Origin of the sequence: Chryseobacterium taichungense (assembly GCF_900109935.1) — a bacterium.
Classification (GTDB): Bacteria; Bacteroidota; Bacteroidia; order Flavobacteriales; family Weeksellaceae; genus Chryseobacterium; species Chryseobacterium taichungense.
Genome location: NZ_FOBV01000001.1, coordinates 1 through 22,409, shown reverse-complemented (window position 1 = coordinate 22,409; position 22,409 = coordinate 1). Strand labels below are relative to the sequence as shown.

Below are 22,409 nucleotides of genomic sequence, written 5' to 3'. Positions count from 1 at the left end.
AAGTTTCTATTACTAAGATGCACAAAGCTGAAAAGGTTGCAGCAAAAAATAAAAAAAGCTCAAATTTTTTTGAGCTTCTGTAATTTTATCTGTTAATGATTGTATTGGTCATTGTTGTATGGCTGATCAGCTGGGCTTTCTCATCTCTGATCTCAATTTCGGAAACATGCATTGTTTTTCCTTTTCTGATAAATCTTGCCACTGCGGTTACCAGTCCGTCTTTTTTGCTTCTTAAATGATTGGTGTTGATATTGGTTCCGACACCGAAATATTTTTCACCATCAATAAAAATATTCGACAGGCTTGAACCCATCGTCTCTGCCAGTACGCAGCTAGCACCACCGTGCATAATCCCGAAAGGCTGATGAATTCTTGGCAGAACAGGCATTATTGCGGTCAGCGTTTCGTTCTCAACGTCAATATCGATAAATTTTATCTCTAACGTTTTTGCAAAGGTCTCTTCGCCCCAATTGTTGATGAATTCTAATATTTCTTCTTTCGTTTTATCTTTAATGTACATATATTATAAATGATGATTGATAAATAGTGAGTGATGAGTAATTTTGTTAACCTTAACCTTAACCTTAACCTTAACCTTAACCTTAACCTTAACCTTAAGATTCAGAATCATTCCCCATAATATTCGGATTCCAGTTTTCGGGAACTTTCGGAACAATATCATTTTTAATGTAATAATCCTGAATCTCAGTCATGATCTCAGCAAAGTATGCCGTTTCGATTCTCTCATAAGGGATCGTGTAGCCCAGATAAATGATTTTTCTTTTGAAATCTCCGGCTGCAAGAACGATCGGTACTTTTGCTGCCAACGCCATATGATAAAATCCTTTTCTCCATTTCGGGACCCAGCTTCTGGTGCCTTCGGGAGTGATAACGAGGCTGAAATCATCTTTTGCAAATTGCTTTGCCACAAAATTCACAAGATCATTTTTCTGGCTTCTGTCAATTCCGATGCCTCCCAGGCCTTTTACCAGACCGCCATACCAGGCTTTGGTGTGAGCGTCTTTGATAATTATTTTTAATGGCTTTTCAAGAGACCAATAGGCAAGGTTTCCTAGGATATATTCCATATTGTGGGTATGGGGAGCCACTACCAGAATACACCTGTTGAGGCTGTTTACGTCGCCCTGTAAAACGACTTTCCAACCCATTAATTTTAACATCATTTTGCCAAAAAGCTTTCTCATAAAATCTGAATTAAAAACAAAAAAGTATAACCAAGCTTTGGTTATACTTTACAAATATATTGAAATATTATCGCTCTTAAAATAAACCGCTGATTAAATCTACGATTTTCATTACAATTTCTAATGCCAGTTGTATCATGATTAGTTAATATTTTTGAGTGTTTTTTGGTTATATTTTTATTACACAAATGTAATGTATTTTATTTACATAGCGAACTAAATTCTAATTTTTTTAATTCTCAGTGAGAGAAGAAGGGTGTGAATTTCAAACGGTTGTGCTATCCATTCACACCTTCTGCCACTCTCTGCAGTTTAGTTATTTAGTTTGTATGGAAATTTCGTTTTTACCTTCATCTACTTTAAAATCGATATTGGCTCCTTTCATTTTCTTAATGCTGTGCTTCATTGAATCGATCACTTTATCTGCCTGGTTGCTCGGTACTTTTTTGCCGTTTACAATGATGCTGTCACTATCTTCGTCATCCGAATTATATTCAATAGTAGAACCATTTACCGTGATTTTATTCTTTTCGATTTTAATGTTTCCATCTTCATCTCTTTCCTGATCATTATCATTTATTCCGTCTGCATTAAGATCTCCGTCGAAGCTGATTCCGTCATTTTTCACAGGAATAACCACTGTTTTTAAAGGAAGCACCAGTTCATAATCGATACTGTAATCTCTGAATCGGTGTTCGTAAGGGTATTTAATGTAGTTAGGAAGAATAATCTTATTGTTAATCACTTCCACAGGAACATTTACATTCAGCGGAAGATTATATCCTTTTGCTTCTTTTTTAATGATAAGATAAGGCGTTTTAATATCGGCTTTTCTTGTTACATCAACGTGAATCCAATCCTTTTCATACACTGAAACTTTATCAGAATAAATATCGTCGTCATATCCTTTGAAGTTTTGAGGGATGCTAACCTGCTTATAATCAACATAAATGCTGTCAGAGTTTGTATTGATCGACACTTCTTCCGTATCTTCTTTATGACCTTTCAGGAACATTTCTTTTTTAGCCATGCTGAATCCGAAATACGTACCCAAAGCGATCAATGCAAGGAATAATGCTCCAATCACCCAACCTGTGTTTCTTAATTTTGTTTTAGGGGAAATTAATTTAATACTTAATAATCCGAACAACATAGCAGGCAATAAACTTCCAATGGTAATTAATGCCATGATAACGTATTTCATATTGTCGTTATCGAAGTAGAAATTCATTTCACTTACAGGAGGGAAGTCGCTGTCTGCTCCCATGAAACCGAATACTACGAATACACCGATCAGGCATGAAAATGACATGAATGCAAAGATTCCCCCCAGAATATATCGTAAAACGTTCCACAATCCGCTACCAGCGTTATTGATATAAGGTTTGTTTTCGATGTAGATCTCTCCGACCCTCTGAGTAGATTCATTGGCAAACTGTACCAATTTATTAGACTCATTCTTAAGATTGTCGAAGTTCATAGGCTTTCCCTTCATTTTCAGGAAATCTGCTGCAGTTTCTGCTTTTGGTAATACCGCCCAAAGGATGATGTAAAGCAAGAAAACCAACGTTGATGAAATAGCCGCTGTAAAGATTCCGAGGATGAAAATTCCCAGCCAGATGGCTCTCATTGCAGTAATATCCATTCCTACATAATGAGCAAGACCTGCGCATACACCGGCGATTTTTTGTCTTTCCGGATCACGGAACAGCTGTTTTTTGTCAGAATATTCAGTCCCTGCGCTACCTGTTCTTTTTGTATTTTTTTCAGAATAATACGCTTCTTCCTGTTCTTCGATCTTTTCAGGGCTTCCGATTTGTGCAATGACTCTTTCTACATCAGAGTCGTTGATCACTTCACGTTTTGCCATAGAATCTTTAAAGATTTCTACCATTCTGATTTCTATGTCGTGCATTACCTCGTCTGCTTCAGAAGCATCCAATGAGCTTCTCAGTGCATTCAGATAATCGCTTAGCTTTATATATGCGTGTTCTTCTATGGTAAAAGAATAACCTGCGAGTCCTATTGAGAGTGTTTTGTTCATAGCTTTGTTTTTTAAGGTTTTTGAGTGATTTGGTTAACTGAATCTGTTAATTCATTCCAGGTATTCTGAAGTTCATCTAAAAACAGTTTGCCTTTTTCAGTAATCTGGTAGTACTTCCTTGGAGGTCCCCCTGTAGATTCTTCCCATCTGTACGAAAGAAATTCGCCGTTTTTTAATCTTGTTAAAAGAGGGTAGAGTGTTCCTTCCACTACATCCAGTTTTCCTTTTTTCAGTTCATCTATTAAGTCGGAAACATACATTTCACGATGGTTGATGAGACTTAAAATACAGAATTCCAGAATTCCTTTTCGCATTTGCGCTTTGGTATTTTCAGTATTCATCTTTAATAAGTTTTGTTAATTAGTTATATAATTTTCGAAATCCGGAACCTAGCTAGATGATCCTATTTCGATTTTACATTACAAAGATATGTAATTTAAATGGTATTATGCAATACAAAGTAGTGAAAAAATTTAAAACAAATGATTAACTAATTGAAAATCAGAATAATTATTTTTAATACTATATTTTTTGAAATGAGAAGTTTGAGAAAATTAGGTTAAATTTTTTATAATTTTACCTTTTAAGCTTGTTGTTCTTAAGGTAACTAATGCTTTTTTCTGCAATTCCTTATGAAAAGATATAAAGCTGTAGTCTTTGTAGAATTTACGGACGATAAGAGCCATTTCCATCATAGCAAAATGTTCACCAATGCAAAGTCGGGGCCCCGCCCCGAAAGGATAGTACGCAAAATTCTTGGCATTTTCATCATCAAAACGTTCCGGGATAAAGGAATCAGGATCACTCCAGTACTTTGGATTTCTGTGTAACCCTGTAATATAGAGTATAATTAAAGTTCCTTTTTTCCAGGAATAATCTTTAAAATGATCATCTTCCAAAGCCTGACGGTCGATTGCCCAAGCCGGAGAATGCAATCTCATGGCTTCTTTAATGACATTGGAAGTATAAGATTTTTTCATTAAGTTTTCCGTGGTGAAAAGATTTTCGCCTTCTTCTGTAATTTCCTGCTGTAATTTTTTTTCTACTTCAGGATTCTGACTGATCTCAAAAAAGATAAAGCTTAAAGCATTCGCAGTCGTTTCATGGCCTGCAATGAAAAGGATAAGCATTTCATCAACCAGCTGTTCATCGGACATCGGAAGCTGTGTGTCTTCATATCGTGTGTGAATGAGCATATCCAGCAAATCATTCTTCTCATCTCCGGAATTTCTTCTTTTTTCCAGAACGCTCTGAATAATTTGTTTTGCTTTGTTGCTTTTTCTTATTGTTTTGTCGATTACTCCAAGCGTTTGTAGAATTTGAGTATAAAAAGGGATTCTTACTTCCTTTGCAAAAACTTCTTGAACCTCAGTGATGATTTTGCCTAATTCTTTTACCTTACTTTCATCAATATCCGAACTAAAAAGAGTTTTCGCGACAATATTGAAAGCCAGCGTATGAAAAAAGTCGTAGAGATCAATTTCAGGCTCTTTGTCAAAAGGTGAAAAAGCCGAATCGATCTCTTCTTTCATAATAGAAACCAGATTGGCAATTTTTGCTTTACTGAATCCTGGTTGAATTAATCTTCGCTGTTTAAGCCAATCTTTTCCATTGTTGGTCAATAATCCCTTTCCAAGATATTTTCCTAAAGTGACCGATTGTATTTCAGATTTAAAATAATTCTTATGATTTTGCTTTAAAATATATTCGACAAGCTCTTTATCCTGAGAAAAAATAAAATATTTATTTGTGAAAGTTGCTTTCAGATGATAGCTGTCTCCTGCAATGGCATGATTTCCACTGATCACTCCTAAAGGATCTTTTACCCCGTTGAAAAGGGAATACAATTTTCTTTTTTCTTTAATTTCCGGCGGATAATTGAATTTTGAAGACATATCAAATATTTAAATTAAAAATACAACTAATATGCTAAACAGAACAGCTTTACAATCAAAACCCTTATTTTTGTAATATATTGAAATAATTTTTCACTTAAAAAAACGCAAAATATGATAAAGTACGGATCTCTGCTGCCATTCCTTATTATAGGAAATCTTACTTTTGGTCAGGCTCAGTTTGAATTAAAAGATGCATCGAAGAATTATGATGTAAAAATTAATGTCGAAACCTGTGATAACGAAGAATGTAGAGGAAAAGCTGTAATAGAATTATTTGATAGGAATACTTCCAAAAAATTTCAGACTTTAACATCTGATGATCTTAATTTCTATTTAAATGAAGATCAAAAGCCTACCGCGAACATCATTCAATTATATGATGAACAAAGTCCGTTGGTTTTTGATGATTTTAATTTTGACGGAACGGAAGATATTGCCATAAGAAATGGTAACGAAAGTGGTTATAGCGGACCTTCTTACGATGTCTATGTATTTAATATTACTAAAAAACAGTTTGTTTTAAGTGAGGAATTAACGGGCTTGGCTCATGATAATTTGGGTATGTTTAATACAGATTCTGGGAGGAAAAGATTAATTACATACTCAAAATCAGGATGTTGCTGGCATCTCACGACAGAATATTCTGTATTGCCACAAAGAGGTTTATTTAAAGTTTATGAACTGGAAGAAGATGCAACCGGTGGAGAAAAAGTTGTCGTGACAAAACGCGAATTTATCAATGATAAATGGATACAAAATGTTAAAACGTATCCAATAAAAGAATATTACAAAGATTAACAATGAAGATACAAAAGGAAATCGATTTTATTTTGGCAGTTGATGCCTTAAAAAATGTACAGAGAAGAAATTACAATGCAGACGATTCCAGAAGAGAAAACACGGCAGAACATTCATGGCAGATCATTATTTTAGCACAAATCCTTTTTCCATATGCGAAAAACAGAGCGGATATAGATTTATTGAGAGTCATCAGAATGTTATCCATTCACGATTTGGTTGAAATTGAAGCGGGAGATACTTTCTTGTTTGATGAAGCAGCAATGGTTGGAAAATTTGAAAGAGAAAAAGTTTCAGCTCAAAAAATCTTCGGGATTTTAGACGAACCGTTGCGGTCGGAATTTTTCAATCTCTGGCTGGAATTTGAGGAAGAACAAACCCCGGATGCTATTTTTGCCTGCGCCATTGACCGGATCATGCCTTTTATCCTAAATTCACATACTTCAGGAAAAAGCTGGACGGAAGCCGGAGTTACCGAAAAACAAATCAGAAATATGCTGGAAAATGCCATAAGCAGGGCCTCTGATGAGTTGGGAGAGGCCTTTCAATTACTCTTAATTAAAAATCTGGAAACTGAGAAGGTGTTGAAGTAAATTTAAATCAGATCGACTTAAGCTTTTAATAGAATTCTCCCAAAGATTGCACAAATTACACAGGTTTAGCAAATGGTTACATATATTTCCTCAAGTATAAATCTGCCCAATCTATGGGAGATAAAAAGATAATAGCTTCGGCGGCCAAAGGCCGCCGAAGCCCTTTATAGTATTTGAATTGGTTTCTTGAATTCATCAATCGCTACGAAAGTAAAATCTCCCACGATCGCCCTTTCTCTTTCATAAGAATACATCTGTTCAGTATAGATTTCTACGTTTACTTTCATACTCGTGTTTCCAACATGTATGACCTTTCCGATCAGTTCTACAATTGTTCCGGCAGGAATAGATCTTTTAAAATCAATTTTATCACTACTCACGGTCACGACACGCTTTCTCGCAAATCGTGTTGCAGCGATAAAGGCAACCTCATCCATCAGCTGCATGGCAGTACCTCCGAAAAGAGTATCGTAATGGTTGGTTGTATTGGGAAAAACGGCTTTGAAAATTCGGGTTTCGGATGCTTCAATTCTTTCTTCTGTAGTCATATTACATTATTAATTAAAGCGAAATGAATGTTTTCAGAACAAACAGAAAAATGCAGAGAAGAAAATCTCTGAATATCCATTAGATCAACAAACTTCAAATCGCGAAAGTTTTTATTGTGAAGAAAAAGGCAGGTCTCCTGACTTGTAACATCTTTATTTCCTTCCCGTAATCTGTACAGTGGACTTTTTAATAAAGACTTCAGTTACTTACAGTTGCGCGACAGTTCGTGATTTTCACACGATTCCCTTTTAATCTGCAGCTAAGCAAAACCAGTTTCCTGAAAAGTTTAAACATAAGGCAAAGAGCCAAAAGTAAATTCTTTTCGGCAGCAAAAGTAGTGATTATTGGTGAATTATTCAGGGTTTTTGTAAATGATCTGGCTTTGAACCTTCCCTTGTTTGATGGTCCAAATCGTTGTATATCTGTTTTCGCCGGAACCATTGATCATATAGAGGAAAATATGATCGTTATCAATCGCTGTTACACCGATATTGTTGAAATCCATCGTCGGCTGGAACATATTTTTGATAGCATCTCTCACAAAGACAGAGCCTCTTCCCGGCTGCTGAACCCGTATAGATTTTATTTCCGTCATTCCTTCAGGGATCTCTTTGCCAACACCCCAGGATTTTACTTTGTCAATTTTAATAATATTCCCGTCCGCATCCTTTTCCTGTTTCTTAAGTTTTGCATAAGAAGGGTAGATATCGATAATCACTTTTGTTCTCTGGTTTCCAGGAATTTTAGGGTTGGTGTCGTCTGTAAAGATCAGTGATTTTCCGTTTTTTGATTTTGACGGAGTGAATTGTGGCAGTTTATCCACGAAAACCACGCGGCTTTTGTTTACCATTCCTTCTTTTGTAATGCTGTCGTATCTAACGAATGGCTTGTCGGTGTCATCTTTTTCAGGATATTTGATCCAGATCCATTCGGTTTCGCCGGGAGCTGGTTTTACGTAAATAAAAACATCACCGGTTTTCATTCGGATTTTATCAATAATTTTTCGGTAATCATCTTTATGAACACGCACCATAGCGTATCCTTCTTCAGCTTTTACAACACCGAAAGGGACTTTATTCTGCCCTTTGGCAAAAGCCATAAAAAGAAAACTGAAAATTGATAAATACAACGTTTTTTTTACGGAAATCATCATGAATTTTTTTTGACAGTTCAAATATATTAATTAAATATTTTTCGGAAGATAATAATGTTGTTGCAATTCTCAAATTTGCTATAAAAAGTAAAAGAGAGCTGATTAAAGCTCTCTGATTTTATATTTAATTATTAAATCCTCTCCAGTTCATCCGCATCAATTGTCGTCTTGAATGTTCCGTAATTCACAATCACTTTATTTCTCGAAATTTTTTCAATAGTTCCCACACTTGTGCTTCCTGAAATACGCACCCGTTGTCCGACTTTCATCCACAAAGCGCGGTCGGTTTTTCGCTTTTCTTCCAGCTTTTCATTGGTTTCGGCAATCTTTTCGATAACTTCCTCTTTCTTCAGTTGTTGCGTGATTTTTCGTTTAACAACCTGAAGGCGTTTGCTTTCATCTTTATCAGCTCCCAGCTTACGGAATTTTTCCTGCTCCAGAAGCTTTACAAAATCTTTCACCACATCTTTTCTTGATTTGCCTTTGGTATAGCTGTCGATGAAGGTTTCAATCTTATTTCCGAACTGAAGTTTACGATGCTCTTCTTCATATAATTTCTGGAAGTTATATAGCTTTTGCTGAAGTTGCTCGTTCAGTTTTTGCAGGTTATCCCGTTTATCTTCGACAGATTCCTTTCTTTCGGCAAGATCGGTTTTCAGTTTTTCAACCTCATACTTTTCCTGCTGAAGTTTTACGATTGTTTTATCAAGATTTACAATATCATGTTCCACTTTTTTCTTAGCAGAATGAATAATAAATCTCGGAATTTTGTTTTTCTCTGCAACTTCAAAGGTAAATGAACTTCCTGCCTGTCCGACTTCCAGCTTATACATCGGCTCAAGCGTTTCTTCATTAAAAAGCATCGCCGCATTTTGTGCATTCGGAAGCTGTTCTACCACCAGCTTGATATTGGTGTAGTGTGTGGTAATAATGGCAAAACTCTTCTTATCATAGAAAAACTCAAGAAAACTTTCTGCTAACGCACCACCCAGTTCAGGATCTGAACCTGTACCGAACTCATCAATCAGTAGCAGGGTATTGGCATCAGCTTCACGAATAATTCCACCCATTTTCTTCAGTCTTGATGAATAGGTCGAAAGATGATTTTCAATAGACTGATTATCACCAATATCCGTCATGATTTTATCAAAGAAAAACATTTCGGATTTCGGATGGGTCGGAACCAAAATTCCGCTCTGGATCATTAATTGAAGTAATCCTACTGTTTTTAGAGTAATAGATTTTCCTCCGGCATTTGGTCCGGAAATACAGATGATCCTGTTATGGTCCGTTAATGTTAATGTCTGTGGAAAAATGGTTTTATTCTCCGCCTTGTTCCTTAAGAATAATAAAGGATGAAATGCTTCTCTCAGCCTTAAAGTTTTATGTCGGTTGATTTTCGGTAAAACACCGTTGATAAGCTCTGCAAATTTTGCTTTTGCTCTCGTTAAATCCAGGTCAAAAATATACTTCTGGTATCTCCACAGCTGAGGTTGAAATTCTGCAAGCTCGGCCGTTAATTTTCGCAGGATTTTATCAATTTCCTTTTTTTCTTCCTCTTCGTTTTCCTTAAGCTTAAAATAATGCTTCACCACAGAATCCGGCTGGATATAAGTGATGGAACCTGTTTTAGATAATCCCAATACTCTTCCGGGAACTCTTTTCTTGAATCCTGATTTTACTGCTAAAACCCGCTGGTCATCAATGATTGTTTCACGGATGTCATCCAAGAATTCACTCTGACCGTAATTAAACAAAGCGCGGTTAAAGTTTTCCTGAATGGCTTTCTTGGCCAACTGGATTTCAGATCGAAGTACTTTTAGAACAGGTGAAGCTTCACTCTTAACCTCTCCAAAACGGTTGAAAACTTTGTCAACTTTATCAATAATCTCCTTTCTAAACTCAAGAATGGAAACATCTTCCATCAAAGTAGGGAAAGTTTCGGGCATCGTCGGGAAAAATTTCTGAAGTTTTCCGATCTGTTCCGTAATGGTTTTTATTTTGATGAACGCATTATTTTCGAGACGGTAATTCTCGATCAGCATAAGTTTTAGTTCGCTTTCAATATCTTCATATTCATCAAACGGAATTGCATTTGAGCTTTCAAAGCTGGATAAATATTCTGAAGTTTTTTTTAGGGAAATTTCTGCCTCGTTAATTTCCATCGGACGAAGCTGAAGAATTTTTTCTCTCGTTTTTGGAGAAGATGCAAAAGGGGAGATTTCCGCGAGCAATTGCGGAAACTCTAATTCATTTAAATCTTCTTTATTTATAAACACATGGCAAATTTAGTGAGAAAATGTGAAATTAATTTGAAAATGAGTCTGTTTCATTTAAAACTTGTTTAAACTAATTTCAGAATTAACCGCAAAAGTTGCAAAAGATAATCACAATGAAATGATTACTGTATTTAAAGTTTTCAAAAGAATAAAAATCGAAGATTTTTTTAAGTTATTGTAACCTTTTCATTTGTAATTATCAACTTTAAATAAAAGTTGAGCTCGTCTTTTGCAACTTTTGCGGTTATATAAAAGTTTAAACAGCCATTTATTTAAATCCACAAATCAACAAAATTTTAACACATTAGTTATTTGAAGTTAAATTTTTGCCGTAAACAAGAACACATTAGTTTTGAAAATCTTTGATTTTCTTCTATGTGATCTTTATTATCTTCAATATGATAAACTTTAAAGTTTTCTAATGTGTTTATAAAAATTTTTAGCTCAAGACTTAGTTTTAGTAAATTTGAAATATGAAACTGGAAACCGAAAGATTACAATTAAAAGAAATCAACGAAAGTCACGTTGAAGATATTTTAAAGATCAGAAGCAATGAAGTGATTAATCGTTTTGTGAAAAGGAATTCTCCGAAAAATAATTACGATGCGCTTCAGTTTATCCTGACAATTAAAGAAAAAACAAGGAATAACGAAACATTCTATTGGGGGATTTCTTTAAAAGAGCAACCTGGTCTTATCGGTACGATCTGTCTCTGGAATTTTTCTGAAGACCGGCAAACTGCTGAAGTCGGCTATGAACTGCTTCCTGATTATCATAAAAAAGGTTTCATGTCCGAGGCATTATCAACAGTGATCGATTTTGCTTTTAAAAATTTAAATCTAACCGAAATAGTTGCCATGACAGATCGATTTAATAATGATTCACAAAAAATACTTCTACGGCACCACTTCGCTTTGGAAGAAGATAGAGAGGACGAAGGATTTCCTGATAATCTGGTTTTCAGTCTGAAGAGTAATAAAGATAATGACTTTTAAACTCCAAAAGTCTGCAGTATAAATTTACTGCAGACTTCATCAATCTCTAAGCATTTTCTTGTGCAACCTAAAATGTATTTTGTATTATTGCGTGTTTGCTGAGAGTGCAAATACCAGATTGAGATCATCTTTTACAACAATCATTCCGCCCATTTTTTTTGGAGGTGATATGTCGAAATCACTGAATTTTACGCTTCTTTTACCGGTGAATTTCCCATTTTGCAGACAAAAAGTAACATTATATATTTTGCTTTTGTCAATCATTTTCACTTCGATCTGTGCATTATACACCGTTTTGCTTTTATCTAAAGAAAGAAACTTTACATGAAGATAAGGGTGGTCTTCTGCTGAAAGGGTTTTCTGAAAGTCGGAAGTCATTATTCTGTTGCGGCAGTCAAAATCATCTACTTTTAGGGCGATATTAGGAAGGTTTTTTTCGCTGATCATAAAGTTCCCTCCTGGTGCTTTGAATGTATTATTCGTACATTTAAAAGTATTGATATTGGTGCTTCCGCTGATCTGAACATAATTTTCCTGAGCATTCATGAATATTCCAAATAAAAACGGAATGGCAGTTAAAAAAGCTTTCATAATTCAGATTGTTTTTGAAAAAGTTTTAAATAAAACTTTTACGGTTGATTTTCATTTAGAAAGAAATGGCTGCTTCGAGCACAAATCCGTTGAATTTGCCATCATACAGGATGCTTGAAGTAGGATAGCCGTCATATTTCTGATTTACATATTCTGCTTTCGCAAGGATATTTTTGGTCATAAACCAGCCTCCGCCGATATTGAAACGGGTAATGTCTACTTTATCGCCTGTTGCCAGCTCACCTTTTACTTTGTTATATCTTCCTCCGAAGTACAGATTGTCATCATTTCCGAAACGGTAAATCAGCTCTCCGGCATATTGGTTCCAGGTTCTTCTGTCAACTTCTGCTAAATTTCGTCCTGAAGCGCTTTCAAAAGTTCAGAAAAATTCAAGACCTTTATATCTCACAAACGGGTTGATCATGAAAGAGGTAACTTTATTTTTAAAATCCGGTACTACTTGTCCTGATCTGAAGTTGGCAGAAGAGGTAGCTGCTGCATTTTCCATTACATAATAGTATCTTGATCCGGCTCTGTCACCGTCATAAAAGTCAAGTCTCTGTGTATTGGCTGTATTATAAACGGATCCTGTAAGACGTATTCTCAGGTCGCTGGTCAGCTGTTTGTCGTAACCTATTTTACCATATAATGAAGGGCTTGTTCCGCCGTTGGCATTTTGGTTAAGTCTTCCGTTGGTAATACCTCCCATTCCGATAAAGCCGTCTCGTCGGTAGTAATATTCAGCAAAGATCATGGTTGCATAAGCGTCCATCAGATAATTTCCTACAAATGGATTTTGGGTGGTGTAGGCGTTATCGCTTCTTCTGAAATGCACATCTCCATAGTTGATTTCGTCATGACCAAACTTAATGGTTGAATGTTTCATAAAGTCACTCAAAAAATCTTTTTGGATAAAATCCAGTTTGTCAATTTGGATGTATCCGCCTTTTACATAGGTTTCATTGTGGTGACGGGAAGACAAGAACGTTCTTAAATGTAAATTGATACCGTCATATAACGCCACGTCAAGATCGAGGTTAGCTGTAGGTAAGTTGAAGTTGTTTCCGATATCGTAAAGCTGGGTTGCCGGTACGGATTGATCTGCGCCGCTTTCATGTTTAAGTCCCTGGAATTGTAGGGCAAAAGCTCCTCCGATTCTTACTTTAAGTTTTTCAAAGGTGGTTACGGAATCTTTAGGATTTTCAAAAATATTAATACCTCTTTGATCCCGCGGTTTCAGATTATCAAGTGGAAACTGTTGAGCCTGTGCGGCGCTGGTGAGTAAAACGGTTCCTAATAGTGCTGTTTTTATGTAGTTGGTTTTCATAATGCTTGATTTTAATGTTGTTTTCATTGGTTTACTGTGCTACAATATTTACTTTTATTGTCACCTCATCTCCTGTTTTTATGCCCATGAAACCAGGTCTGCTCATTCCATAATCTGAAAGTTTTACGGTTTCTGTTCCATAAATGGTATAGGTGTTTTCATTTTTAGCAACATTTACAGGAAATGAAACATTTTTGGAAACTCCTGCAATAGTCAGCTTTCCGCTGATGTTACTTTTACCCATATTGATTGATGATGCGGTAAATGAAATGGTAGGATATTGCGCTGCTTTTAAAGCTTCATACGCTTTATTATCCATGGTAGTTCCTTTTTTGCTTTTCAGGTTTTTTACAGGCATGGTAAAGGTGGCATTGGCAATGCTGTTTCCATTTACGGTTGCTGTAAAAGTGGCAGCTGAAGAGTTCATTTCCCAATCGTGTAAAGGGGAGGTTCCGTTAACAAGAATAGTAGTGGTTTTCTGATTGATTTTTTGTGCTTCTGCATTTTGATAAAAAAATAATGTTCCGCATAGGATTGTTGTATTCAAGAAAATTCTTAAAGTTTTCATATCGATAAATATTTAATAGTTATATTATTTAATATTCCTTTGTTTTATGATATAAAGGTAGATATTATGTTAATTTTATGATAATTTTTGAATATGATATAAATCTTTAAAAAATAATGTTTTATCTGATTTTTAATATTTTATGTTTATTTTTGATAATTTTTCGTTCTAAATGGCTAATGTTTGATTTTTAATTTATTTCAGGTTAAAATGTTAGATGATAAAATAAATCATATAAACTCTGATGGGAAATTTGCTGATGAAAGTCACGCTGAATTTGTTGTGTGCGCAGCTATTAATGGTTACTTTATCGATTAACCAATAAATACATTCAGTATATATTTTTTATATTTGAAAAATTATTAATGTTTGCTATAGCTGGCAGCTCTTTTGATCTGTGTATGTTGATATTTAATTAATAAGATAAACTATTGTAATATGACCTGGACAGAAATATTAGCCCCTATAAAAAACACCGAATATTTTACAAATCTTTGGGAAAAAGTAAAGCAGGAATATGCAACAACAAAAGTGTTTCCTCCGAAAAGTCAGATTTTCAGAGCGTTGGAGATTACTCCTTTTGACGATATTGAAGTAGTAATTATCGGTCAGGATCCTTATCATAATGATTATCAGGCAAATGGACTGTGTTTCTCCGTTTCAGAGCAGGTTGCCGCGCCACCATCGCTGAAAAACATTTTTATCGAACTTAAAGATGATCTTGGAATTGAAAGAAGGTCCAAGGAATTGGATGACTGGGGAAAGCAGGGCGTTTTATTATTAAATGCGACTTTAACGGTACGTGCACATTCTCCAAACTCTCACAAGGATTTAGGCTGGGAAAAATTCACGGATTTTATTATTAAAGAAATCTCAGATAAAAAAGAAAATGTTGTATTTGTATTATGGGGCGCTTTTGCACAAAAAAAAGCCGAACTCATTGATCCGGCTAAACATTTTATCTTAAAATCTGCGCATCCGTCGCCATTTTCTGTTCACAGAGGTTTTTTCGGAAGCAAACCTTTCTCAAAAATTAATGAATATCTTGTATCTAAAGGCAAAAAGCCTATTTCATGGTAGAGTCTTCATCGGATTTTTGAATTTTGATACCGATCCGGTACTTATCGTTCAGTGCATTTGAACCTTGTGCTGCTTCGGGATAAGGATTCACTTCCATTAAAGTAATTTTATAGCCGTTGAAATCTGCGGATTGATGATAATCTCTTCCTTTGTTATCTACGGTTGCAAGTGATAAAGTCATGGGTCTTGTTGCGGTTCCCATTACTTCAATTTCAGCCACAGCAACACCTGCCCAGATGCAGTTGACATCTTTCGGACATCTGCTGTCTTCCGAAATGCGTTTGAATGTAACATTCATCTGGTATTTATTCAAAAACCTGTTTTCCCCTTCATTGAAATAGATGATGGAGCCGTCTTTGGTATTTTTGGTAAGGTTTCCTGAATTTTCCACCTGATTTTCTGTTGAAACGTTCGCTTCTTTCTGCGTTTTGCAATTGATTAATGATAATAATCCTAAGCTTAATATAACGGTTTTGTACAACATTTCTTATTTCTTTTAAATAATAGCAAGCATATTCAGTACTACCACCAAAAACATTGCCACACCGACAACAAAGCTAAATCCAGTTCCGTAGATAAATCCTATAAAAGCTCCTTTCGTCGATCTTAGCGCTTTATTGAAATCTTTGCTGTCGTGAAGAAGTTCGCCTATGAAAACGCCGGCAAACATTCCGACTAAAAAGCCTAAAGGAATAGGCAGAAATAGTCCAACAATGGTACCGATTACCGAGCCAATGCTTCCCCAGCGTGTGCCTCCGTACTTCTGGTTGGTTTTTGCGGGAATTACGTAATTCAGTACTACTGAGGCGATGGTAAGTATGATAAATGCCCAAACATAAATCATCGACAAGTCTGCATCGGTTCCGAATTTATAAATCAGAAGTCCGCAAATGCTTAAAAGTAATCCCGGCAAAACGGGAAGAAAGGTCCCTAAAATTCCCAGAAACAGGAGAATAAGGCAGAGAATATCAATTAAGGTTGTATCCATATAGTTTAATTTAATGAAAAGATATAAAAAAAAGTGGCTCTATAAAAGCCACTTCCATGTTTAAGGTGAAGTTTTTATTAAAGGTTTACAATTGCGTAGTGTAGGATTAGATGTATTACATCTAAATTCCTGTTTAGGATGCTAAACAATGTACGGCAATAACTTTTTCGTTGTAATTGTTTAGTTATAATCAAATATAATAAATAATTGAATATAAATTCATTAAAATGTGATTTTTTTTATAATTATTTACGGAAGTTTATCAAAGTTTTATATTTTCATAACGGTGTAATAGAGACTGTACTATATTATTTGCATTTAGATCGCATATCAACATGATCTGCAAAAATTATTTTTAGTTAAATTTAAATAAGTTCTAATTTTCATTAAAATAGTGTATAAAATCCATTTTGGGATAAAAATTGATGCATAGAATCCTATAAGAAATCATCCTTATTTTCCTAAATTTGTTGTAATGAACGATCAATTAGAAGAAACCAAAGACCTTATACAGGGATTAAGTGAACCACTTTACCGATACATCAGCCGAATAGCGCCCGATGGGTTTGCATTCGTATTCCATATCATTGTAAAAATCACACTGTTAATTTGTATTTTTCTGGTTTTTGATTTTATTTTTAAGATTATCATTAATAGTGTCTTCAGAATTTTTAGAAATAAAGAAAAATATCCAGTTATCAATTCTATTTACGAATCAAAAATCACCAATTCGCTTGCCCATTTATTTGCGCTTTTGATTGTTGGAAGTATTCATGAATCTATTTTTGCTGGTGCACTTGATAAAACAACAAATTTCCTTATAAGATCTGTAAACTTGGGGATGGTTATGATCTTCGCGGGAATGTTGTACAGAGGACTGTCAGCTTTTAGGAACTATTTTATTATCAAACAGGACTTCTACAGAATCATGGCGCTGAATGCCATTTCCGAAACAATGAAGATTTTAGGAATTTTCTTATTTTCAGTAGTCGGAATCTGCGTGATTTTCGGAATTAAAGGGACAACGATTGTCGGAAGTTTAGGAGCGATAACCGCCGTTCTGGTTTTGGTTTTCCGGGACACCATTTTAGGATTTGTCACCGGGCTTCATGTGGCCACTTCAAAAAACCTTAAAGTAGGGGATTGGGTGAGCATTCCAAAATATAATTTGGAGGGAAATATCTCGGAGATCAACCTTCTGACAACGAAAATCAATAATTTCGACAGAACCTTTTCAACGATTCCTACCTATGATCTTCTGACAACGGAAATTAAAAACCTTCAGGTGATTTCAGAAACCAATGCAAGGAGAATTAAAAAGTCAATTTACTTTAATATCAATTCATTTAAATTCCTTACAGATGAAGATATCGAACGTCTGAAAAGTATTAATCTTATTGCAGATTATCTAAATAAAAGTTCCATCGAGCTGAAAAAAGAAAAGGAAAATATGATGCATAAGGAAGAAATCATCAATGGGAGACAGCTTACCAATATTGGTGTTTTCAGATATTATGCCCAGAAATATATCGAAAGAATTCCTGAGCTTGATAAAGAAGGTCCAGTGATGGTACGTCAGCTTAATATTACGCCGCAGGGTCTTCCGCTTGAAATTTACTCTTTTACCACAGATACAGAATGGGTACGTTTTGAGGAAATCCAATCAGATATTTTTGATCATTTGCTGGTCGCTTCAAAAGAATTTGATCTTGAAGTCATGCAGGTAAAAGTGTAATTTTTCAATATATATAATGCTCTTTAAAAGGTAAAAAATCACCGTTTCATTTCTGCATTTTGGATTTTATCAATAGCTTTGCAGCTGTATAAAGATCGAATAGTTCTGGATATATTTGATGATGTCAGTGACGGAAAATTATTATCAGACTATTTCAAAAACGTATCAGTAAAATGACAAAACTTAGTGTAAACATTAATAAAATTGCAACCTTAAGAAACGCAAGAGGAGGCGACATGCCCAGTGTGACGGAGGCTGCTGTTAAAATTCAGGAGTTTGGCGGACAGGGAATTACCATTCATCCAAGACCTGACGAAAGACATATCACGAGAAAAGATGTTTATGATCTTAAACCACTTGTGACAACGGAGTTTAATATTGAAGGTAATCCGCACAGGGAATTTATTGATATGGTTTTAGATGTAAGACCTGAGCAGGTGACGCTTGTTCCTGATGCCGATGATGCGATTACTTCCAATGCAGGATGGGACACCAGAAAACATCTCGATTTTCTTACGGAAATTATTGCAGAGTTTAAAAATGCGGGGATCCGTACTTCAATTTTTCTGGATCCTCAACCGGAACTGGTAGAATATGCCGCAAAAACTGGAGCTGACAGAATAGAACTATATACCGAAGCTTACGCCAAAAACTATATTGTCGATAAAGAATCAGCCATAAAACCTTATTATGACACGGCTGTTGTGGCTGCTAATTTTGGCTTGGGATTAAATGCCGGGCATGATTTAAGTTTAGATAATCTTAAATATTTTGCCGACAATATCCCAAACCTGCTGGAGGTTTCCATCGGTCACGCGCTGGTTTCCGAAGCTTTATACATGGGATTGGAAAATACAGTTCAGGCTTATTTAAAAAGGCTGGCGAAATGGTAATGATGGCTTGCAGTCAAATTAGAAGCTGAAAGTTTAGTATTTGATAAAACTTCCAGCTTCCATCATTGATCTTCAATCCAAAAACAAAAAACGTATGGAAATTTTAAATTCAAAAATATTTGGCGAAAATCTTTCGTCGACACCGCTTCTGGTATTTCACGGGTTATTCGGAATGCTTGACAACTGGGGAAGTTTCGGTAAAGACATGGGAGAGTACCTTCCTGTTCATCTTATCGATCTTCGTAATCATGGACGTAGTTTTCATTCAGAAAGTATGTCTCATGACGATCTTGCTGATGATATTCTCCGGTATATGGATCATTATGGAATTTCAAAAGCTCATATTCTTGGCCATTCGCTTGGCGGAAAAGCTGTGATGCAATTTGCAATAAAATATCAGGAAAAGGTTGAAAGCCTTATTGTTGTTGATATTTCACCTAAAGCATATCCTCCGCATCACCAGGGAATCATCAAAGCACTGGAATCTGTTGATTTCAATACGGTAACTTCAAGAAATGAAGTTGAAGCTGTACTGAGTCAGTATATTCCTGAAAAATCAACCATTCAGTTTCTGACTAAAAATCTATATTGGGACGATAATAAAAAACTGAACTGGAGATTCAACCTTAAAACATTATCTGAAAAGTATAATGAATTTGTATCCAATGCCATAAAATTCGGTGTTTTTGGAGGGAAGACATTATTCATCGCCGGTGAAAGATCAAATTATATTCTTCCGCAGGATCATTTTGCGATAAGACAGCAATTTCCAAAAGCAGAATTTGTAACGGTAAAGAATGCCGGACACTGGGTACAGGCGGAAAATCCTGTTGATTTTGCTAATGTTGTTAAACAATTTTTGAATTTTAATTAATAAAATTCTCTATTTGTTGTAATTTGTTAAAATTTTCTTAAAAAATATTTTTATCTTCTTTAGGTGATATTTTTTTAATACTTTAGAGCATTCTAAATCATAAAATATTAATACTATGGAAGGTAAAAAATCCAAAAAGCCATTCTTCGCTTCATTCTTAGAGAAGCAGATCAAAGATCCGGAAACAGTTAAAGGAGGAGCAGTGACTTCTGTATTGCAGGATAATGTAACAAGTTCTCTTCGCGACAATGTTACAAAACCAGGAGGTGATAATGTTACTATGAAGTATCCTTCAGACGGTGACGAAGATGCAAATGCAGTTTAAAAACTAAATAATTATATTTCAAGAAACTCTAAATTAAAATTATTATGAAAAACAAAAATTCAAAGAAGAAGCCATTCTTCGCGTCTTTCCTTGAAAAACAACTTCAGGATCCTGAGAAAATCAAAGGAGGAACTGATGTTACGATTGCAACGCAGGATGGTCCTATCACAACGTCAAAAACTGCAGATACGATCACAAAACCTCAGTATGACATGGCTCAGACCATGAAATATCCATCAGACGGTGACGATGATTCTCCATCTGTATAATGAAGAGTTAATACAGAACATTAACAAATTATATCGAAAGGAAACTTACACTCTAAGTTTCCTTTTTTAATAAAAACCGGCAAATGATTCTTTGCATTACACATTCCCGCGACTTTTATAATATTGATATCTTTTTTGAATATCTTAAAAGTAAAAATATCCCATATTTCCGGCTGAATTCCGATAAATTAAATAATGATCAGAAAATAAGTATCAGCGAAAATGGATTTGAGCTTACAGATGAGTCCGGAAATACCATAAAATCGGAAGAAATTACAGCAGTATGGCATAGGAAGTCGTGGCAGATCAATATTCCGGAAGAGCTTGATGAAGACTACAGAAGGATATTTTTTAAAGAATATTCTACGTTGCGCTACAATCTCTTCACGGCACTTGAGCATCTTCCATGGATCAATCCTTTCGAAAATGAAAATAAAATTGACGGCAACAAAATGCTGCAGCTTAATATCGCTAAAAAGCATGGATTAACTGTTCCGAAAACCATCTTCTCAAACGATGCTGATAAAATTACTGCTTTCTTCCATGAATACTGTAACGGGAAAATGGTCGCAAAACTTCACGGCGTGATCTCAAAGTCCATGGGCGGGGAAAATTTTCTTTCAACCAATATCATTGATGAAGATGCTTTGGAGGGTATTGCGGATATTGAGTATTGTCCGATGATTTTCCAGCCCTATATTGAAAAAGAATATGAATTAAGAATCGTTTATCTCGACGGAGAATTTTTCACAGGAAAAATCAACAACAGTGAAAATACCGATTGGAGAATTGCTCAGGGCAATTATTTCTGGTCGGCCTATTTTCTTCCCGAAAATATTAAACAAAATCTTACCGCAATGATGAACGAAATGGGCCTTTATATCGGTGCCATAGATATGATCAAAGGAGCAGACGGAAGTTATTATTTTCTGGAAGTCAACCCGCAGGGAGAATGGGGAATGCTTCAGAAAGATCTTGATTTTCCCATCGCACAGCGAATTGCCGATAACCTTATAAAAAGAATGAAAACCAATGAATAAAATTTTAATAATTACGCATACAGGAGACAATTTTTCAATCGAAAAAGTAACCGAATATATTGATAAAAACGGATGTGAGGTAATCCGCTTTAATGTTGATGAATATCCTTTAAAAAATAAATTATCCACCATTTTTCAGGATGGAAAATGGACGACTACTCTCGAAATTCCCGAAAAGAAGCATCGTCTGGATGATATTTCCGCAGTCTGGTACAGAAGAGCATACAATATTGGAAATGGCCTTAGAGAAGAAATGGACGAAAAATTTTTTGGCGCAGCGATGGGAGAAATCCGCAACACACTTTTCGGTTTCCTGGAATCCGTAGATGTTTATTCTCTTGGGAAACCAAGTGTTTACAGAAGACTAGACAGCAAGGAAGAGCAGCTGAAAATCGCGGATAAAATAGGACTTAAAATTCCTGAGACCTGTGTCACTAATAATCCTGAAGAAGCAAAGCAGTTTGTTGTTAAACATCAGAATGTGGTGGCAAAAATGCAGACTGGTTTTGCAATCTACGAAGACGGAGTGGAGAGCGTAGTATTCACCAATGTTGTGAATGAAGATAAACTGGAGGAGCTGGATACGCTTTTATATTGCCCGATGCAGTTTCAGAAAAAAATTGAAAAGAAAAAAGAACTGAGGGTAACGGTTGTCGGACAGGATGTTTTCGCGTTCGAAATTGATTCTCAACAATCAGAAGCTGCAAAAATCGACTGGAGAAAAGATGGTGTTAATCTTATTGACAAGTGGGTTCCCACGGAACTGCCGTCAGATGTTGAGGCAAAACTGCTGGAACTTTTGGATGTTTACCACGTAGATTACGGAGCGATCGATATCATTGTTTCTCCTGAAGATGAATATTATTTTATCGAAATCAATGCAGCGGGAGAATTTTTCTGGCTGGATAATCTTACGGAAGGAAACCTGATTTCAAAAAGTATCGCCGATCTGCTGTGTGATAAAGCTCCGAGACGAAGCAACGAAGTGTTGGTGCAAAATGCTTAAACAATCTAAAATAAGGAGATGATAAGAACGGGCTTTGTCCTAGTCATGGTCGGAAGAAATTCCGACCTTTTTATGTTTTGAAAACTTTTGTGGGATCCCCTCCCGCAAATACGATTAAAATAGCAGTAATCATATCTCGAAGTTCCATAGCTATTCTCCTTTTTGCGGTTTTGTATCCCAAATTATTTACTTTTTTGTA

General features: G+C 35.5%; 25 protein-coding genes and 1 riboswitch. Of the genes, 11 read left to right on the top strand and 14 right to left on the bottom strand.

Going from position 1 to position 22,409, the window contains the following annotated elements:
• Nucleotides 1-85: 85 nt before the first annotated feature.
• From BMW64_RS00120 to BMW64_RS00100, 5 genes are all read right to left on the bottom strand, one after another.
• Nucleotides 86-514 (bottom strand): PaaI family thioesterase, encoded by a 429-nt coding sequence (locus tag BMW64_RS00120; RefSeq protein ID WP_089998477.1) that lies wholly within the window; start codon nt 512-514, stop codon nt 86-88.
• A gap of 100 nt (nt 515-614) precedes the next feature.
• Entirely contained in the window at nt 615-1,205 is a 591-nt protein-coding gene (locus tag BMW64_RS00115) for a 1-acyl-sn-glycerol-3-phosphate acyltransferase (protein WP_089997838.1), read from the bottom strand.
• A 316-nt stretch (nt 1,206-1,521) separates the two neighbouring features.
• Complete coding sequence (locus BMW64_RS00110; protein ID WP_089997837.1) at nt 1,522-3,249, bottom strand: PspC domain-containing protein; 1,728 nt, start codon at nt 3,247-3,249, stop codon at nt 1,522-1,524.
• 11 nt (nt 3,250-3,260) lie between these two features.
• Nucleotides 3,261-3,590: a PadR family transcriptional regulator gene (locus tag BMW64_RS00105; protein WP_089997836.1), complete on the bottom strand. Its 330-nt coding sequence runs from the start codon at nt 3,588-3,590 to the stop codon at nt 3,261-3,263.
• A gap of 213 nt (nt 3,591-3,803) precedes the next feature.
• Entirely contained in the window at nt 3,804-5,144 is a 1,341-nt protein-coding gene (locus BMW64_RS00100) for a cytochrome P450 (RefSeq protein ID WP_089997835.1), read from the bottom strand.
• 114 nt (nt 5,145-5,258) lie between these two features.
• Here BMW64_RS00100 and BMW64_RS00095 point away from each other — a divergent pair, with 114 nt between their 5' ends.
• Complete coding sequence (locus BMW64_RS00095; protein ID WP_089997834.1) at nt 5,259-5,945, top strand: XAC2610-related protein; 687 nt, start codon at nt 5,259-5,261, stop codon at nt 5,943-5,945.
• Nucleotides 5,946-5,947: 2 nt separating this feature from the next.
• A complete protein-coding gene (locus BMW64_RS00090) occupies nt 5,948-6,538 on the top strand; it encodes an HD domain-containing protein (protein WP_089997833.1) in 591 nt (196 codons plus the stop codon).
• Between the two features lie 164 nt (nt 6,539-6,702).
• Here BMW64_RS00090 and BMW64_RS00085 read toward each other — a convergent pair whose 3' ends face one another.
• The 3 genes from BMW64_RS00085 to BMW64_RS00075 all read right to left on the bottom strand — a co-directional run bounded on the left by BMW64_RS00085 (nt 6,703) and on the right by BMW64_RS00075 (nt 10,519).
• The gene (locus BMW64_RS00085) at nt 6,703-7,086 is read right to left on the bottom strand and encodes an acyl-CoA thioesterase (RefSeq protein ID WP_089997832.1); all 384 of its coding nucleotides are present in this window, start codon (nt 7,084-7,086) and stop codon (nt 6,703-6,705) included.
• A 110-nt stretch (nt 7,087-7,196) separates the two neighbouring features.
• A riboswitch (cobalamin riboswitch) is annotated at nt 7,197-7,376 on the bottom strand.
• Between the two features lie 63 nt (nt 7,377-7,439).
• Nucleotides 7,440-8,261 carry a hypothetical protein gene (locus BMW64_RS00080; RefSeq protein ID WP_228400808.1) on the bottom strand — a complete coding sequence of 274 codons (822 nt, stop codon included), beginning with the start codon at nt 8,259-8,261 and terminating at the stop codon, nt 7,440-7,442.
• A gap of 110 nt (nt 8,262-8,371) precedes the next feature.
• Complete coding sequence (locus BMW64_RS00075; RefSeq protein WP_089997830.1) at nt 8,372-10,519, bottom strand: endonuclease MutS2; 2,148 nt, start codon at nt 10,517-10,519, stop codon at nt 8,372-8,374.
• A gap of 473 nt (nt 10,520-10,992) precedes the next feature.
• On the opposite strand from BMW64_RS00075, the gene BMW64_RS00070 reads away from it, so the two are divergent.
• Complete coding sequence (locus BMW64_RS00070; protein ID WP_089997829.1) at nt 10,993-11,514, top strand: GNAT family N-acetyltransferase; 522 nt, start codon at nt 10,993-10,995, stop codon at nt 11,512-11,514.
• Nucleotides 11,515-11,598: 84 nt separating this feature from the next.
• Here BMW64_RS00070 and BMW64_RS00065 read toward each other — a convergent pair whose 3' ends face one another.
• The 4 genes from BMW64_RS00065 to BMW64_RS00055 all read right to left on the bottom strand — a co-directional run bounded on the left by BMW64_RS00065 (nt 11,599) and on the right by BMW64_RS00055 (nt 14,000).
• The gene (locus BMW64_RS00065; RefSeq protein WP_089997828.1) at nt 11,599-12,105 is read right to left on the bottom strand and encodes a hypothetical protein; all 507 of its coding nucleotides are present in this window, start codon (nt 12,103-12,105) and stop codon (nt 11,599-11,601) included.
• Between the two features lie 55 nt (nt 12,106-12,160).
• Nucleotides 12,161-12,286 carry a hypothetical protein gene (locus BMW64_RS21060; protein ID WP_317048306.1) on the bottom strand — a complete coding sequence of 42 codons (126 nt, stop codon included), beginning with the start codon at nt 12,284-12,286 and terminating at the stop codon, nt 12,161-12,163.
• 198 nt (nt 12,287-12,484) lie between these two features.
• Entirely contained in the window at nt 12,485-13,432 is a 948-nt protein-coding gene (locus BMW64_RS00060; RefSeq protein WP_317048305.1) for a hypothetical protein, read from the bottom strand.
• A gap of 31 nt (nt 13,433-13,463) precedes the next feature.
• The gene (locus BMW64_RS00055) at nt 13,464-14,000 is read right to left on the bottom strand and encodes a YceI family protein (protein WP_089997827.1); all 537 of its coding nucleotides are present in this window, start codon (nt 13,998-14,000) and stop codon (nt 13,464-13,466) included.
• A 438-nt stretch (nt 14,001-14,438) separates the two neighbouring features.
• Here BMW64_RS00055 and BMW64_RS00050 point away from each other — a divergent pair, with 438 nt between their 5' ends.
• On the top strand, nt 14,439-15,080 hold the full coding sequence (locus BMW64_RS00050; RefSeq protein WP_089997826.1) for a uracil-DNA glycosylase: 642 nt from the start codon (nt 14,439-14,441) through the stop codon (nt 15,078-15,080).
• Here the strand turns inward: BMW64_RS00050 and BMW64_RS00045 are convergent.
• Nucleotides 15,067-15,564, bottom strand: a complete 498-nt coding sequence (locus tag BMW64_RS00045; protein ID WP_089997825.1) for a hypothetical protein — start codon at nt 15,562-15,564, stop codon at nt 15,067-15,069. The genes BMW64_RS00050 and BMW64_RS00045 overlap by 14 nt on opposite strands.
• Before the next feature lie 12 nt (nt 15,565-15,576).
• Nucleotides 15,577-16,068: a DUF456 domain-containing protein gene (locus BMW64_RS00040; RefSeq protein ID WP_089997824.1), complete on the bottom strand. Its 492-nt coding sequence runs from the start codon at nt 16,066-16,068 to the stop codon at nt 15,577-15,579.
• A 475-nt stretch (nt 16,069-16,543) separates the two neighbouring features.
• On the opposite strand from BMW64_RS00040, the gene BMW64_RS00035 reads away from it, so the two are divergent.
• The 7 genes from BMW64_RS00035 (at nt 16,544) to BMW64_RS00005 (ending at nt 22,210) form a co-directional block, all read left to right on the top strand.
• Nucleotides 16,544-17,803, top strand: coding sequence for a mechanosensitive ion channel family protein (locus tag BMW64_RS00035; protein ID WP_089997823.1), 1,260 nt, complete (start codon nt 16,544-16,546; stop codon nt 17,801-17,803).
• A 173-nt stretch (nt 17,804-17,976) separates the two neighbouring features.
• Nucleotides 17,977-18,696, top strand: coding sequence for a pyridoxine 5'-phosphate synthase (locus tag BMW64_RS00030; protein ID WP_089997822.1), 720 nt, complete (start codon nt 17,977-17,979; stop codon nt 18,694-18,696).
• A gap of 94 nt (nt 18,697-18,790) precedes the next feature.
• Nucleotides 18,791-19,570, top strand: coding sequence for an alpha/beta fold hydrolase (locus BMW64_RS00025; protein ID WP_089998476.1), 780 nt, complete (start codon nt 18,791-18,793; stop codon nt 19,568-19,570).
• A gap of 115 nt (nt 19,571-19,685) precedes the next feature.
• Nucleotides 19,686-19,895 (top strand): microviridin/marinostatin family tricyclic proteinase inhibitor, encoded by a 210-nt coding sequence (locus BMW64_RS00020; protein ID WP_089997821.1) that lies wholly within the window; start codon nt 19,686-19,688, stop codon nt 19,893-19,895.
• 44 nt (nt 19,896-19,939) lie between these two features.
• Nucleotides 19,940-20,164 (top strand): microviridin/marinostatin family tricyclic proteinase inhibitor, encoded by a 225-nt coding sequence (locus BMW64_RS00015; RefSeq protein ID WP_089997820.1) that lies wholly within the window; start codon nt 19,940-19,942, stop codon nt 20,162-20,164.
• Nucleotides 20,165-20,247: 83 nt separating this feature from the next.
• Nucleotides 20,248-21,204 (top strand): MvdC/MvdD family ATP grasp protein, encoded by a 957-nt coding sequence (locus tag BMW64_RS00010; protein ID WP_089997819.1) that lies wholly within the window; start codon nt 20,248-20,250, stop codon nt 21,202-21,204.
• Nucleotides 21,197-22,210, top strand: a complete 1,014-nt coding sequence (locus tag BMW64_RS00005; protein WP_089997818.1) for an MvdD family ATP-grasp ribosomal peptide maturase — start codon at nt 21,197-21,199, stop codon at nt 22,208-22,210. The genes BMW64_RS00010 and BMW64_RS00005 overlap by 8 nt, the downstream gene beginning before the upstream one ends.
• Nucleotides 22,211-22,409: the final 199 nt, after the last annotated feature.